This window comes from Flagellimonas aurea, from assembly GCF_017313785.1.
GTDB classification, from domain to species: Bacteria; Bacteroidota; Bacteroidia; order Flavobacteriales; family Flavobacteriaceae; genus Flagellimonas; species Flagellimonas aurea.
The window spans coordinates 116330-131862 of record NZ_JAFLNL010000008.1 but is presented as its reverse complement, the minus strand read 5'-3'; the positions used below and the strand labels follow the sequence as shown (position 1 = coordinate 131862).

At 40.9% G+C, this 15533-nt stretch carries 16 protein-coding genes; 8 read left to right on the top strand and 8 right to left on the bottom strand.

Annotation, left to right across the window (positions count from 1 at the left end; genetic code table 11):
• The gene (locus J0656_RS14305; RefSeq protein ID WP_207035046.1) at positions 1-312 is read right to left on the bottom strand and encodes a cupin domain-containing protein; all 312 of its coding nucleotides are present in this window, start codon (positions 310-312) and stop codon (positions 1-3) included.
• Between the two features lie 96 nt (positions 313-408).
• On the opposite strand from J0656_RS14305, the gene J0656_RS14300 reads away from it, so the two are divergent.
• A complete protein-coding gene (locus J0656_RS14300; protein WP_207035044.1) occupies positions 409-1308 on the top strand; it encodes a Mur ligase domain-containing protein in 900 nt (299 codons plus the stop codon).
• Between the two features lie 265 nt (positions 1309-1573).
• Here the strand turns inward: J0656_RS14300 and J0656_RS14295 are convergent, their stop codons facing one another.
• Positions 1574-2026: a DUF1569 domain-containing protein gene (locus J0656_RS14295; RefSeq protein ID WP_207035042.1), complete on the bottom strand. Its 453-nt coding sequence runs from the start codon at positions 2024-2026 to the stop codon at positions 1574-1576.
• A gap of 53 nt (positions 2027-2079) precedes the next feature.
• On the opposite strand from J0656_RS14295, the gene radC reads away from it, so the two are divergent.
• Genes radC through J0656_RS14265 form a run of 6 tightly spaced genes read left to right on the top strand, consistent with a single transcriptional unit; the run spans position 2080 to position 7678 of the window.
• The gene (gene radC, locus J0656_RS14290; RefSeq protein WP_207035041.1) at positions 2080-2778 is read left to right on the top strand and encodes a RadC family protein; all 699 of its coding nucleotides are present in this window, start codon (positions 2080-2082) and stop codon (positions 2776-2778) included.
• Positions 2779-2781: 3 nt separating this feature from the next.
• On the top strand, positions 2782-4077 hold the full coding sequence (locus tag J0656_RS14285; RefSeq protein ID WP_207035039.1) for a polysaccharide deacetylase family protein: 1296 nt from the start codon (positions 2782-2784) through the stop codon (positions 4075-4077).
• Positions 4070-4759, top strand: coding sequence for a YjjG family noncanonical pyrimidine nucleotidase (locus J0656_RS14280; protein ID WP_207035037.1), 690 nt, complete (start codon positions 4070-4072; stop codon positions 4757-4759). Before J0656_RS14285 ends, J0656_RS14280 begins: the two co-directional genes overlap by 8 nt.
• Positions 4760-4813: 54 nt before the next feature.
• Entirely contained in the window at positions 4814-5365 is a 552-nt protein-coding gene (locus tag J0656_RS14275) for a hypothetical protein (RefSeq protein WP_207035035.1), read from the top strand.
• A 2-nt stretch (positions 5366-5367) separates the two neighbouring features.
• Positions 5368-6825: a DUF5723 family protein gene (locus J0656_RS14270; protein ID WP_313790198.1), complete on the top strand. Its 1458-nt coding sequence runs from the start codon at positions 5368-5370 to the stop codon at positions 6823-6825.
• 13 nt (positions 6826-6838) lie between these two features.
• Entirely contained in the window at positions 6839-7678 is an 840-nt protein-coding gene (locus J0656_RS14265; protein WP_207035031.1) for a hypothetical protein, read from the top strand.
• Here the strand turns inward: J0656_RS14265 and J0656_RS14260 are convergent.
• Positions 7675-8961, bottom strand: coding sequence for a replication-associated recombination protein A (locus tag J0656_RS14260; RefSeq protein WP_207035029.1), 1287 nt, complete (start codon positions 8959-8961; stop codon positions 7675-7677). The two genes, J0656_RS14265 and J0656_RS14260, sit on opposite strands and share 4 nt — an antisense overlap.
• Positions 8962-9081: 120 nt before the next feature.
• Between J0656_RS14260 and J0656_RS14255 the strand changes: the two genes are divergently transcribed.
• Positions 9082-9804, top strand: a complete 723-nt coding sequence (locus J0656_RS14255) for a rhomboid family intramembrane serine protease (RefSeq protein WP_207035027.1) — start codon at positions 9082-9084, stop codon at positions 9802-9804.
• Here J0656_RS14255 and rlmB read toward each other — a convergent pair.
• The 5 genes from rlmB to J0656_RS14230 all read right to left on the bottom strand — a co-directional run bounded on the left by rlmB (position 9801) and on the right by J0656_RS14230 (position 15504).
• Positions 9801-10535: a 23S rRNA (guanosine(2251)-2'-O)-methyltransferase RlmB gene (rlmB, locus tag J0656_RS14250; RefSeq protein WP_207035025.1), complete on the bottom strand. Its 735-nt coding sequence runs from the start codon at positions 10533-10535 to the stop codon at positions 9801-9803. The two genes, J0656_RS14255 and rlmB, sit on opposite strands and share 4 nt — an antisense overlap.
• A gap of 94 nt (positions 10536-10629) precedes the next feature.
• Positions 10630-11985 carry an aryl-sulfate sulfotransferase gene (locus J0656_RS14245; protein ID WP_207035023.1) on the bottom strand — a complete coding sequence of 452 codons (1356 nt, stop codon included), beginning with the start codon at positions 11983-11985 and terminating at the stop codon, positions 10630-10632.
• Positions 11986-12021: 36 nt separating this feature from the next.
• Positions 12022-12771 (bottom strand): hypothetical protein, encoded by a 750-nt coding sequence (locus tag J0656_RS14240; protein ID WP_207035021.1) that lies wholly within the window; start codon positions 12769-12771, stop codon positions 12022-12024.
• A gap of 172 nt (positions 12772-12943) precedes the next feature.
• On the bottom strand, positions 12944-13816 hold the full coding sequence (locus J0656_RS14235; protein ID WP_207035019.1) for a hypothetical protein: 873 nt from the start codon (positions 13814-13816) through the stop codon (positions 12944-12946).
• An 11-nt stretch (positions 13817-13827) separates the two neighbouring features.
• Positions 13828-15504 carry a SusD/RagB family nutrient-binding outer membrane lipoprotein gene (locus J0656_RS14230; protein ID WP_207035017.1) on the bottom strand — a complete coding sequence of 559 codons (1677 nt, stop codon included), beginning with the start codon at positions 15502-15504 and terminating at the stop codon, positions 13828-13830.
• Between the last annotated feature and the right edge of the window lie 29 nt (positions 15505-15533).

Sequence of the window (15533 nt, the reverse complement as noted above, 5' to 3'; positions counted from 1 at the left end):
TTAACGGTATTCTTCTCTAACCGGACTAAAAATGTCCATTAATTTACAGGAGGTCACTGCTCTGCCACTATGTGGAGCATTGGATGGAATAACCACAACGTCCCCAGCAGTGTAAGTTCCTTTTTCGCCATTCAAGGTAAATTCAAAAGTGCCTTCCACTACGTGCATAATTTGTTCATGGTCGTGCTGGTGCTCGGGCACTTCGGCATTTGGTTCTACATCCCAAAACACCCAGCTCATCCGTTCGCCGTGCACCAATTTGCCATGGTAGCCGGGCATAATTTCTTTTGATTTTATTTCTGATAAATTCATAGTTCTCAAATTTACCACCAAGATAGTTATTAATCTAGGGTTTTGGAATTTGTATTGGCACTGGCATTGGCTATTTTTGAAGCCTAAATTGAATCGATGCAGGTACATTTTATAGGTTTGGGCGAGGTGGAAATGTTTAATCTGGCCTTAGCTCTTCACAAGAAGGGAGATACGGTAACCGGAAGTGATGAACTTTTTGATGAATCGTTGAAGACCGTTATGCGGGACCAAGGATTGATGTCGGATGGAATAGGTTGGTTTTCCGATAAAATCAACGACCAGCTTGATGTTGTCGTATTGGGGGCCAACGTAAAAAATGACAATCCGGAACTTGTGAGGGCAAAAGAACTGGGTTTGCGATTGGTTTCCTACCCTGAATTCCTATACGAGCTGGTTAAATTGAAAACACGTGTTGTGATAGCCGGAAGCCGGAGAAGGTCCGAGGTCGTTTCCATGATTTTGCATGTACTGGACTATAACAATATTGAGGTCGATTATGTACTTCCATCTCCAAATGGAATCCATCTAACCGAAGAAAATGATTTTATTGTCATCGAAGGTGGTGATGGGCCATCATCTATTATTGACGCCGCACCACAATTTCACAACTATCAGCCCAACATCGCTTTATTGACCGATATTGAGTTTAAAGAAGGAAGTTCTTATACCGATGTTGAAACCTATGCGGAACAATACGGGATTTTTGTAAATAGTATTGTAAAGGGAGGGAGTATTACCTATAATGATGAGGATGTCGAAGTAAAAAGAAGAGTGGAGTCATCGGAAAACCCTATAAGAAAGTTCCCTTACGTAACCCCAGCGTATCAAGAAAATGACGGACAAATATTTTTGGATACACCAGATGGTGAAATGCCATTGGAAATATCCGGTGAAACAGCGTTGAGCAATTTGGCGGGGGCCAAATGGGTTTGCCAACAAATGGGAGTGGACGAAGTGGAGTTTTATGAAGCGATGGCCACTTACCGGCAGTTATAGGTTGGGCGTCCAAATAAACAGGCAAATGTAATTTTGTCAGTTCGTAGTTTGTGGAACGGTAATTGACTGATTTTGTGAATGAAACAGTGGGTTCGCAAAATCTTGTTTTACTTGAAACGATTTATATCGGTTTCATTTTTTGCTTTTATGTTGGGGATTTCCAACGTTTTTTTACAAGAAGACCGAATGATAAATGATTCAAGGAAAAAAGTAGAGCAGCACGAGGTTCAGGATGAAGACGATTCACTCTGACTATCTCCCTACATCAAACATTGAATTGCCTTAAATGATGGTCCAAGTGCTTATATTGCATTTGTCCCCATTGTTCGGGTGTAAAAGACCCAAAAACTGGGTGTGGGTCCCACTCTTTTTTATCTTTTTCATTATGAAAATCGTTCACCAGACCAAGTAAGATATCCTTTTCTTTTGCAAAATCTTTGTCCTCCACGACCTTCAAACCTTTGGCGGTGGGCAAACCTTGGCGCCATGGTTTATCATCGTACAAACTCTTTTTGAAAAATTTGCCCGCAAGTTTGAGCATAAAATTGGCATTGCCATCCGATTTGTGCCGTTTCAAGGATATTTTTAAAGGAAATTGGCAATGGTGAAGCATTTGCCCAACCTCCATTTTGCCCCATTGCCTTTCCGAAGATTCTGAAAGTTGATGGATACGTGCAATAATTTCTTCGTGCGCCTCAGTATTGAAAAGGGATTTCATGATGAAGGATTTATATTGAAAATTACATAAAATTATTCTCCTATCTTTAGCGCATGCAAGAAAAACTAGCTTCCTTTTCCATTAAAAACTGGGCCGACGATGATAGGCCAAGAGAAAAATTGGTGCAAAAAGGAAGTTTTGTACTTTCCGATGCTGAACTGATTGCTATTTTAATTGGTTCGGGGAGTAGAAATGAGAGTGCTGTGGAACTTTCCAAACGGATATTGGCTTCTGTGGACAATAATCTCAATGAGCTTGGAAAGTTATCGGTAAGCCAGTTGATGCGGTTTAAGGGAATAGGTGAGGCAAAAGCTGTTACCATAGCCGCAGCATTGGAGATGGGTAGGCGAAGACGATTGGAGGATACTTCCAAAATAATCAAAATACAGAGCAGTCATGATGCTTTTGAGTTGCTCTATCCATTGATCGGTGAACTTCCGCACGAGGAGTTCTGGATTGTTTACCTGAACAATTCAAACAAAGCTGTACATAAAGCGCAGCTTAGCAAAGGCGGCATTACAGGAACTTTGGTAGATGTTAGGCTTGTCCTAAAACAAGCATTGGAGCTCGGGGCTGTGGGTATTATTTTGGCACACAACCATCCATCAGGGACATTGGTGCCAAGTGCAGCGGACAAACAAATAACAAAAAAATTGAAAGTGGCATCAGAAGCTCTGGATATAAAAATATTGGATCATTTAATCTTGGCCCAACACCAATATTTGAGCTTTGCCGATAAAGGAATACTGTAACCCATGTTGTTGATTTTTACACATAAGGTAACCAATCGATTGACCTATACGGCCAAACAGATTTTTGAAAAAATCTTGGGCGTGGAGATGGGTTTTACAACAAAGGTCGAGGAGTTCATCAAACATAATGGGCCTAAAATGACGTATTCCAAACAACCACTACAGAACGAATTCTTTATTCGAAGCAATGATCTTTTGTTTGAGCAAGGCATCAATGATTTAGAGGTGAGGGTGTCAGATTGGGATGGGCTTCCCTGTTTTTTTTCTGCTGGGGATAAAAGTACTGTTCCCTTTGATATTTTTTCGGCCAGTTTTTTTCTTTTGAGCAGGTACGAAGAATATTTGCCCCATGTTAAGGACAGTGTGGGCAGATTCCCTGTGAAGGAAAGTATAGCTTATCAGAATGACTTTTTGGAACTTCCCGTGGTAGACCTTTGGGCCTACAAATTATTGGAGGCCTTAAAGGAAAGGTTCCCGGATTTGGAAAATAAGGAAAAGGACTATCGTTTTACCTCGATTATAAATGTTACAACTTCACATGCGTATGCCATGAGAGGGATTGCCCGTAGTATTGGAGGACTTTTATTGGATTTGGGGAATTTTAGGTTCAGGGATGTCTTGGATCGCTTTTCGGTGATGATGAGACTCAAAAAAGACCCTTATGACAATTTTTTCGAGTTGGTGGATATCCATAAAAAGTTTCCCATTAAAACCATGTTCTTTTTTCAGTTTGCAAAGCATTCGGCGCACGATAAAAACGTATCTACCAACAACAATAAGTTTCGCTATTTGATCAAATCAGTTGCTGATTATAGTATTGTTTCATTGAGTACTTCGTTTATATCATCTTATGACAAAAATGTGCTCCGGGAAGAAAAGAAACAATTGGGCAACTTAATTAATAGGCCCATCAGCTATGCCCGGTTGCGTTATAATAAAGTAAATGTTCCCGCGACCTACAGGAATTTGGTGGAAACGGAGTTCACGGATGACTTTTCCATGGGTTATACCCACGAAATTGGTTTCAGGGCAGGTACGTGTACGCCATTTTATTTTTACGACATCAATACAGAGGTGAGACAACCCATTAAGATCCATCCATTTGCCATGCACGACTATGCTTTGGTAAAGTACAAGAGCAAGGAAGAAGTGTACGAGAAAATGGATAGGGTATACCGATTGGTAAAACAGGTCAAGGGCGACTTTATTCTTGTGTTCTCAAATGAGCTCTTGGGAGGAAAACAGCATTTGGATTGGATGGATCTGTATCAATCCCTTTTAAAGAGATACTATGTTTGATCATAAAGTAACCGATGTTTTTTTTGATTTGGACCACACTTTATGGGATTTTGAAAAAAACTCGGCATTGACCTTCGCCAAAATTTTGGTAGAAAACAAGGTCAACGTAGATTTAGATAACTTTTTGAAGGTTTATGCCCCCATCAACATGCAAATGTGGGCATTGTACCGACAGAATGGAATTGGAAAGTCCGAGCTAAGGTACCAGCGTTTAAAACAAACATTTGATAGGCTCGGGGAACATGTGCCAGACGAAATCATAGACGTATTGTCCCACGAATATATCGCCCACCTATCATCTTTCAACCATTTGTTGCCCAATACCCTGGAAACTTTGGAATATCTTTTTCCAAAATACAAGTTGCACATTATAACCAATGGATTTCAGGAGGTACAGACCAAAAAGTTGAGAGGAAGTGGAATCCATCATTATTTTCAAAAAATAATTGATTCAGAGATGGCCGGTGTTAAAAAACCGGACCCCTACATTTTTCAAATGGCATTGGAACTGGCAAAGGTAAAGCCCCAGAACTCGTTGATGATAGGGGATAATCTCGAAGCCGATATTTTAGGGGCAAAAGCCTTGGGGATGCAAGTGCTGCACTATAATTTTCACAAAGAATCCCATCATGGAGAATGTACCATGATTCATGACCTTATTGAAATAAAAAACATTTTATAGAGTTATATTACCAGTGGCAACCCCCATTTTTGATACTTGGAAATGTTTTTGGCTATGAAAAAATTACTGTATTCCGCTCTCTGGATCACAGGATTATTGTGTTGCTCCATATCCTGTATGGAAGAGCAAGATTTTGATCAGTTTGATGATTTAAGGGTGACCCCTACCTTGTCCTCAGGGATTTTTTATTTTGAATCCGATGAGGAGACCATAAATTTAGCAGGGCCATTGGGCTCTTTTTATTTTCAAGAGGTCACTTTTGAAGCGTTTAACGAGCAGTATGTTGCAGAGCGTTTAATAGAAGGCACAATAACCTATCAAATAGAAAACACCACAAGCAAAAGGCTTCGCATAGTCATTGAATTTTTGAATGAAGATGGAAGGGTGTTGGATGTAGAGAGATTTGGTATCGAGCCCAATAGTCCAAGTGTTGTTGAACGTCCGGTCTTTTACGGAGTAGGAGGCAAAAACATCGATATATTATCCAGTACAAAAAGTCTTCGCGTATCTGCTGATAATTTGGGTGATGGCTCAAGTGTTTCTGCAAATCCTGATGCAAGGATTATATTTCGCTCTGGAGCTGAATTTTTATTTCAACTAAAATGAGTATGGCCCCAAGACTTATTCTGATTGCACTGTTTGTATGCGCAACCGGGTTTGCCCAGAACAAGGAGATATTGTACGATTTTTATGAGATTCCCCAATCTTTGATGGTCAATCCCGGAGTCAAGACCTCACAGAAATGGCATGCAGGTATTCCTGTTTTGTCAGGTCTGTCCGTGCAAGGAGCCACCAGTGGAGTTACCGTGAACGACCTTTTTGCCAATGATGGGGTAGACTTTACCACCAAGGTGCAAGAGCGATTGTTGTCGGTTATGACCAATAGAGATGATTTTAGCACAACAAGTCAGATAGAGGCGTTTACCGTAGGATTCAGGGGTAAAAACAGACCGGATAATTACTATTCCTTTGGAATGTATGGTGAAATGGACATTATTTCCTATTGGCCCAAGGACTTGGCCATTTTGGCTTTTGAAGGTAACGGGGGAGCCAACCTGGGTAGGAGCTTTGACCTTGGGGATTTGAATCTCCGCGGAGAAATGGTCAATGTGCTTCATTTTGGCATCAATAGAAAGATGAATGAAAGTCTGACTATTGGGGGACGGGCCAAAATATATTCCAGTATTTTTCAGTTTCAATCCATAAACAATTCAGGGTCATTTGTTACAAGGGAAGGACAGAACAATGTCTACGAAAGTGGCATCATTGCAGATATGCAGTTGCAAACGGCCGGTGTTAAAGGTTTTTATGATATCATCGAAGAGGATACGGGAACTACGAAAAAGGATGTAAAAAGCCTGTTTACGGAAAGGACGCTGTTGGGTGGAAACCTGGGTTTTGGTGTTGATGTTGGTTTTAGTTATAATTTAAATCCGCAGACTACCATTACAGCAAGTGTTTTGGACCTTGGATTTATCAGCAATTCAAAAGATGTTTGGAACTATACTTTTGCCGGTAGCACCACTACAGACGGTATTTCTATTGTACTTCCAGAGGATATCGACGACGTGGACAATGACAAATGGCAAGAACTTATAGATGAAATCGATGCGGCATTGCCACATGGTGAAAATCAGTCCAGCTATATCTCTTGGAGGCCAGTAAAGGTTTATGGTTCCGTTAGATACGATTTTGGACAGGGCGGAAACGGTCGGGTTTTCGATAATTGCGGTTGCGCCGTAAACGGGGGCGGAATGTCAAGTACTACCGACTATTACCGCAATAGTGTCGGCGGACAATTGTTCATGATAAAAAGACCAAAGGGAGTCCAAGCTGCATTGACCGGTTTTTATCAAAGACGTTTTGGTCGTGTACTTTCATTAAAAGGTACGTATACCGTGGATAAATATTCCTTTACAAATATAGGTTTGGGCGCAAATTTTCAGATGGGCCCCGTTAACTTTTATGTGCTGGCGGACAATCTTCTAAGCTACTCCAATATTGCGGACAGCCACTATGCTTCTTTACAGTTCGGATTTAATATTATATCTTGGAACGGTAATTGAGTATCTTTGATATATGAAACATAAAGTATTGTACATATTGCTTTTTGCAATGGGATTGAACACAGTGGTAAATGCTCAGTTGAACGATTACAAATACATCATTGTGCCCAAGAAGTTCGATGCATTTAAATCTGTGAATGAATACCAGACCAGCACTTTGGTCAAATATTATTTTGAAGAAAACGGGTTTAATGCTCTTTATGATGATGCATTGCCAGTGGACTTGGCAGGGAATAGGTGTTTAGGGCTTTTGGCCAATTTGGAGGATGGTTCCAATATGTTTTCCACGAAAATTACCATCGTACTTAAAGATTGTAATAACGTTGAAGTGTATAGGTCCGTTGAGGGAGTTAGCAAGATCAAGGAATACGACAAGGCTTACAAAGATGCTATTCAAAAGGCATTTGTCTCTTTTGCCGGAATGGATTACAACTATGTGTCACAAGAACAGGAGCAAAAAGAATCAGCTACGGTTACTCTCAATTTTAAGGACGATGTAAAATCGGTTCAGGAAAATTCAAAGGAGCATATTATAGAGCAAAAGGCAACTACGGAGGAGCAGGTTTACAAAGCAGTGGAACCGAAACCATCATCTATTGTAAGAGTTGTTGAGAAGCAATCGTCTGAGTTGCCAAACGAGGTTTTGTACGCACAGCCTACCGATTTTGGTTATCAACTCGTGGACAGTACTCCAAAGGTTGTTTTAAAGTTACAGGAAACATCCATGAACAACGTATTTATGACCGATTTTAATGGCAACAATGCAGTAGTCTTCCAAAAGGATGGCAAGTGGTTGTTGGAGTATTCCGAAAACGGAGAAAAAGTTCAGAAAGAACTAGATATCAAGTTCTAAAAATCATACTTGTTCTTCCATCTTTTCTTTAGGAAATCTTTCATAGAATTTTCTCTCGGGTTGTTCCCGGGTTTATAGAAAGTTGTGCCTGAAATCTCTTCGGGCAGGAACTCAAAATCCACAAAATTGTTTTCGTAGTCATGTGCGTATGCATATCCTTTTCCATAGCCCAAGTCCTTCATTAATTTAGTTGGAGCATTCCTTAGCGGAATAGGCACGGATAGGTCCCCGGTCTGACGAACTTTTTGTTGCGCCTCGTTAATGGCCATATAGCTGGCATTGCTCTTGGGCGAACTTGCTAAATAGGTGGCACATTGGCTCAAAATTATTCTGGCTTCTGGGTATCCTATCGTTGTTACGGATTGGAATGTGGTATTGGCCATTACAAGTGCAGTAGGATTGGCATTTCCAATATCTTCGGATGCCAATATGATCATTCTACGGGCAATGAACTTTACGTCCTCACCTCCTTCAATCATCCGGGCCAACCAATAAACAGCGGCGTTGGGGTCGCTTCCACGAACACTTTTAATGAAGGCCGAAACAATATCGTAATGTTGTTCCCCGGTTTTGTCATACCGAACCGTGTTGCTTTGGACCTTGTTGAGTACTAGGTCATTGGTTATGACAATTTTTCCATTTGGTTCTGATGGTTCTGAATTAACGATAAGCTCAAAGATATTGAGCAATTTGCGGCCATCTCCTCCCGATAAGCGCAGCAGGGCATCCGTTTCTTTAAGTTCAATGTCTTTTTTGGAAAGCAAGGTGTCGGTCTCGATGGCGCGCTCCAAGAGTGCTACAAGGTCATCTTTTCCAAAAGAATTCAAAGTGTAGACTTGGCAGCGTGACAAAAGTGCAGGAATTACCTCAAAACTCGGGTTCTCGGTAGTTGCGCCAACAAGTGTAACCCAACCTTTTTCCACAGCAGCGAGCAAAGAATCCTGTTGTGATTTGCTAAATCGGTGAATCTCGTCAATAAAAAGAATGGGGTTTTTGGAGGTGAACAAGCCACCACTCTGCTTGGCTTTGTCAATTACCTCTCGAACATCTTTTACACCACTGCTAATGGCGCTCAAGGTATAAAATGGTCTTTGGCTTTCCGTTGCGATTATATTCGCCAAGGTGGTTTTTCCTGTTCCGGGCGGGCCCCAAAAAATTAATGAGGGGATTACTCCACTTTTAATTTGATTGGTCAAAGCGCCCTGCTTTCCCACCAAATGTTGCTGACTGATATAATCCTCTAAAGTTTTCGGACGTATGCGTTCTGCCAAAGGTTCGTTCATACATCAAAAATAAAATAAATTTGATGGTCCGTTGTTCTTAAAAGAGGAAGGATTTTCATCTGCCACCTGACAATTTGTATAAATTTAATGTTATGGCGGGATGTTTGATTTTGTGAGCGTATGAGTTCAGGTTCGTTTAAATTCTCTAATTCAGTTATAGTAGCGCCCCTAGTGGCGGTATTGTCCATTTGGATTGTATTCTGGGTAGAGATGCAGTTGGGCATCAACCTGAACGAATATGGTGTGTATCCTCGGAGGTTATCGGGCTTGCAGGGAGTATTCTTCAGCCCGTTTATCCATGGTTCCATTGAACATCTATACAACAATACCATTCCTTTAGCAGTTTTAACGGCATTCCTTTTCTATTTTTATAGGAGTGCGGCCCTTCGGGTCTTGTTTGTCGGGACTCTGGTTTCTGGATTGCTTACATGGGCCATCGCAAGGCCATCGTACCATATTGGGGCAAGTGGTGTTATCTATTTATTGGCCAGCTTTATATTTTTTAAAGGGATTTTGGCCAAAAACTATAGATTGGTCGCCCTGTCGTTGGTCGTGGTGTTTATATATGGCAGTATGATCTGGTATATATTCCCGGTCAAGGACGGTATATCCTGGGAAGGCCATTTGGCAGGGTTTTTCACGGGGCTTGTGTTTGCTTTTATTACGAAGGTTCAAGTTCCGGAGGTTCGGAAATATGATTGGGAACGAGAAGATTATAGGGAAGAGGATGACCCTTTCCTAAAACATTTTGATGATAACGGAAATTTTATCGAGAATACTCCAGAAGAGCCTGAAGAAAAAATAGAAATCAAATATCACTATAAAAAGTCCAGTGATGATTAGTTTCTCCTTTGTCGAACAACCTCATAAAGAAACACGCCGCAAGCTACCGAAACGTTCAACGAACCAATTTTTCCCATAAGGGGCAATTTGGCCTGATGGTCTATAATATTGAGGGTAGAGGGGGAGATACCTTTTTCCTCCGATCCCATTATGATTGCGGTAGGTTGGTTAAAATCTATTCCATAAACCTCGTCATCGGCTTTCTCGGTAGCTCCGGTAACCACAACTCCAGAAGATTGCAGGTAAAAAATTGCATCTTTTAAGTGGTCTACCTTTGCGATGGGGACATTAAAGGCTGCCCCGGCCGAAGTTTTTACTGTATCGTCCGTTATAGGTGCAGCCCCGCTTTTAGGAACAATGATTGCGTGAACGCCACAACATTCAGCGGTACGGATAATGGCTCCAAAGTTTCTTACATCGGATACACCATCGAGCATCAGGAATAGGGGAGTCTCTTCTTTATTTAGTACTTGTTCTACCAATTCTTCAAACTGATGGAATTCCACAGGGGAAATTTGGGCGACGGCACCTTGGTGGTTATTGTTACGGGTAAGGCGGTTCAGCTTTTCAACAGGAACGTAGGATAGGCCGATGCCGCTTTTACGCGCAGAAGACTCTAATTCTTTGTAAAGATCACCTTTAAGACCTTTTTGAATGAATATCTTATTAATGGGTTGTCCGGCGTTAATCGCCTCTAGGACGGCCCTTATACCGTAGATTTGACTGCTCATTGTTAGGTGCAATTGATTTGCAAAGATGCAATAAAGAAACTTATAAGCATTTTAATGGAAGATCTATTTTTTAGAAGTACTAAATAAATGAAGCTTATAGTCCAAGCTCCAATACTCCTGGGTCATCTTTGGCGTAGTGGTACGATCTCCAAAAGAATCCTTGTCCTGAGAACTTCCAAACGACTTCGCCATCCATAGTTACCTCCCAAATACCATAATCTCCTTCGGTTATCATCGTATTACCATTGGGGAGTCTTACGGCTCCTGAAACCCTGTCTGCGAATAACTCAGGATTTGAGAAACTCCATGTAACTTGTGGCGCTATGTTTTTGGGTATTGATTGTTGGTAAAGAGCTTCAGGCAGTTTCATTTCGTAAACGGTCGATTGGCCCAATTCCCCTCCATTAGAAAAGATCATGAATTTTCCTGATTCAAATAGATTGGGGTGGTGGTTATTGCGGAACAATCGTTCAGAATCTAAATCTCCATATGTGCTTGGGTTGCCAAACCTGTATACAAGGTCCCCACCACGTCCATAATTTCCGCCGGAATGAGAGGCAGCAATAGCGGTCGTCGCACTATGATCTATCACCCAAACTTCGCTATAAAAATTGACACTAAGGTATATAAGATTGTTATCGGGGTCATAATCAATTCCATTGATGTGCATAAGATTACCAGTATCGTTACTGTTGAAGTTGATATCAATAAGCTGTGGATTGTCCGATACTGAACCAAAATTGGATTTGGTGTCATCAACATCTTGTATGATGTGGTCTATAGAATGCCATTCCCAAACAATTTCATCGGTAGTAGGGTCAATTTCAATAACCGATTCCAAATAAAGATCCATATTATGGGTAGAGCCATTTTCTGTTGCTGTTTCTTGAGGTATTCTTTCCCATGCAATGGCCAATATATTCCCGTTGGGCATCCTTTCAATATCGTGATGCATCCTATGTTCGCTTGTGGCATAGACGAAATCCCAAAGAGCAGTTCCTTCTTTATCCAAAATTTGAATTTGACCTCCATAACCTCCAAAAAGAATGTCAGTACTTCCATCATACCTAAACATGGCAAGGAGTGTTCCATCATCTTGGAGTACCGCATCGTTGCCTATTGCTTTTTCTCCTAGATCCCATTCATATACAATATTTGCGCTTTTGTCCATTAAATAAACAGCAGGAGCTGAAAGGTCGTTTACCAACACATAGCTATCACTAATTTGTTCCGAATCAATAATATTTACCGTTCCAGTGTCTCCCTCACTGATTTCTGGACCGTTGCCGTCTTCTGAATCGTCACCATTCTCATCGGGATTACCTGGTTGTTCTATTTCACCCTGGGAATCCGGAGGCTCCGTTGTGGAATCGTCTCCGGAGCACGAAGGGAAAAGTAAAATTATGGCCAGTACTGTAAATAGAGATTTGGTAATCGATTTAGTGAGCATAAGTAATGTAGGGAATAATAAAAAACGAAGATGTGGTTATTTCTTATTAAGATATTCAAACACCTTTATAAGGTCGGGCTCGTTTTTGATGTTTAAATCATTTGCTTTGAGGTATTCCTTAAGGTCTTGTTTGGTAGAGCCTTCAAATAGTTTCAACATCTTCCCATTTCTTTGGGGTATTTGATTTATTTTATTGACTCCCTTTTTCTGGAAATAGTATTCCGTAAACTTGGAAAACCTACTTGGAATTGCCGCTACAAATGAATTTTGTGCTGGTTGACCCTCGGTAAATTTCACCAAGGTTCTTTCATAAAGATCATATTTTGAGCCATCGAAAACCAAGCTTAGGTAGCCGTTTATCGTTTCTTTTTTATCCGTAATAAAGGTTTTGAAGCTCAAGGGTTTTCCGTTGATGAGAAGACTTATGGCTTTGTCTTTATTAAGGGCTTGGTATAGTTCGCCCTCTGAAGGTGTTTTTTTGATTTCGATTTCTTCATTAAGGGCATTATACCTGTAATAAATGGTACCTATTATCTCATCTTTATATTTTAAAGGTGCCGGGGAAAATGTATCGGCGGTGTAAGGGGATCCTTGAAACTTGTCAAGGTCTATTTCCTTTCTTTTTTGATATGCCTCATTCACAGGTCCCAAAAAATTGGATAAGGCCGAACCTGCTGCGGCATTTTGACTGGCTCCTGCCATATTAGAGGCGACTTGGCCGGCATATTGGGAGTGGGATTGATAAATAATACTAATAAAAATACAAAGGGCTAGTGTTTTTCTCATATCTAAAAATATTATTAATTGATTAGTTTACAATAATTTAAATTCTAATTTTTTGTTAATTGAGTAATTTCTTTCGACAATTAAAATCCTTTGTTCGGTAAGGTTAGTTGCACAAAAAAGAAATAGCTGCCCCAAAATTTTGGGGCAGCTATAAAATATTCTAGTGAAAGTATTAACCTTTACAAATATTCAATGTAATGGTGCCTACTGCCGGAGTTGGTCCATCAGCAATTGCTGTTTCACCTGTTGGGGCAGTTATTTCATAAGTTATTTCAGAATCAAATGAACCTGAAACAAACTCTAAAGTAAACTCTGTAGTTCCATCAGGTACAGTAAAAGTTTCTGTTCCAGAACTTCCATCGTCTAAAGTAAATGAAGATTCTACACCATCTATTACAATATCGATGGATGCACCGTTCCAACCATCACCATAACTATCTACCAAATCAATAGTGTATTCACCAGGCACTGGGGCCGGCGGGATACATTTAATTACAGGACCATAAAAGAAAGGAGCGTTAAAGAACGAACCGGTAATGGTACCCGTGCTGTCGTCGTTTGAGAATGTTCTGCCATCGGTCAGTGTCAGAACCAAACGATATTGGATGGCATCACCTCCGTCAAAATCCCCTTCTTCAAGTCCCAAAAGGCTCAAGGCATTTGCCAAAGTTGACTCGTAGCTGGCCACTGGTAGTCCAAAATCACCTTCGGTAAAATCTTCGGGAGTATACGTCTGAATCAAAATTTCATCAACTGTTGAATCACCGTTATCCTCGGTATTGTCTTCAAAACTGATATACAGATCTACTTTTTCCATTAATGCTCCACCTTCATAATCTTGTTCTTCAAAAGTGAAACCAAATACTGAGGATGTGTCAAAGCGATCATAAACACCATGTGATTCGAGTGTTCTTAAGACGGCACCTCTGGTTGTTGATGAGAAGACCTCATCAATAACCTTGCCTCCATCATCATCGCAAGAAGAGACTAGCAGTAGTGCCGAGGCTCCTATAATATAGCTTGATATTTTACTAATTATTTTCATTTTGATTTTTTTTAGTTAGCAGGTGGGAATGCCGGTCCAGCTGGATTGGTATCCCAAAATACTTGAGTTGATAAATCATCTTTCTGCGATACGTTCGAATTTGTTATAACCTCTGTTTGAGGATATAGGAACGATCTTGGGAATGCGCCTGGATTGGCCTCCCAGTTAGGGGCCAAAGTAGTAGGGAATCCTGTTCTTCTGTAATAGTTAAAGGCTTCTACACCTCCCCCATAAAGAGCGATCCAATACTGCTCGGATAAAATGTTCATTTGGGCATCTCCGCTCGCAGCCAAGAAATCGGCCACAACACCATCTATATAGGTGGTGACTTCTCCCTCGGTGGGCTCTAGGGACTTGTCTGCACTGGCATCCAATGCAGCAAAACTTTGCACCTTAGCAATGGACTTGGTCATTCCTGATTCAAGGAATTCGGCTTTCTCTGCTGGCGTTGCAGCCATTTCTGCTCGCCAGAAATCTACGTAAGAGGCTAGGATGATCGGCTCGATACCTGCTCCACCACCACCAAGGCCAAGACCAACAACATCAAAACTGTTATCGTCAAAACGACCTGCCGCTGGATAGACACCAACAGCTGTTCTTGTAAATCCATCTGGTGGTGTTCCTTCGTTATTACCGTGAGATCTTCCCCAATATCCGTTCGGAACTGAACAGTATACAAAACCGGCATAATGTGGCGGTGGAGTTGCAAGGGAACACGCTAAGGTTTCCTCGTCTGCAGGTTCACCAGCAGCACCAGGTGTGGCATCAGATTGTCTATAAAAATAATATCTGATTCTTGGGTCATTTTTATCCAACATGTAGTTCATCAACCAGTTCGATTGATAGATGTTTGCTCCACTGGGAGTGTAATCATCTTGGTAATCGGGGTGGCGCGTATCAGGTTGCAAATCTCTAGCTCCATATTGCCATTGGAAATCATCCTCGGTATCGGAAATGTAGTTGCCGGCTGCAATTATTGAATTAAACGTGCTAGCGTCGCCAGTTGTAACAGCAGCTTTTAATCTAATCGTATTGATTAACTTGATCCATTGCTCTGTATCGCCATCATAGAAAAAGTCAACCGCTCCTTGAGTGTCCGGGTCAGCGGCAAACAATGCTTCGGCTTCAGATAGAATGGCTAAAGCACCAGTATAGACTTCTTGTCCTTCATCCAATAATGGGGCTGGGAAATCTACTGGGTTTCCTGCTTCACTTAAGGTCGCTTTGCCCAAATAGTCTACAAGTAATAAAAGCATATGTGCTTTTAATGTTTGACCAACGGCAATGTGAAAGGAGTAGTCGATATCGGATGTTTCATCTATGGTCTGAAGGTTGGCAACGTTGGGAAAAATACCAAGGTCAACAGAAGCGGAATAAACATCTCCGTTACCATCTGTACTACTATATAGACGTTCCCAAACATCGTCAAAAGTGTTCCCTGGGTACGTGTTAAAGTAGTTTCGTCCTAACATATAATCAATCCTTGTTAATTCAGAACCAATATCGTTTAACGTATACATATTGGCTGTGTAGGATAATTGGATGGAATTAAGCAATAAGTTAGGGTCTGCTTGATCCGATGCCAAGTCATTAGGACTAGTCCTAAGATCTAAATCCGTTGTTTCGCAGGAATTTAACAACAGTCCTGCGGTAAAAGCAACGGTTATATATTTTATTATTTTTTTCATAATATTTCTATTAATTCAGATTAGCAATT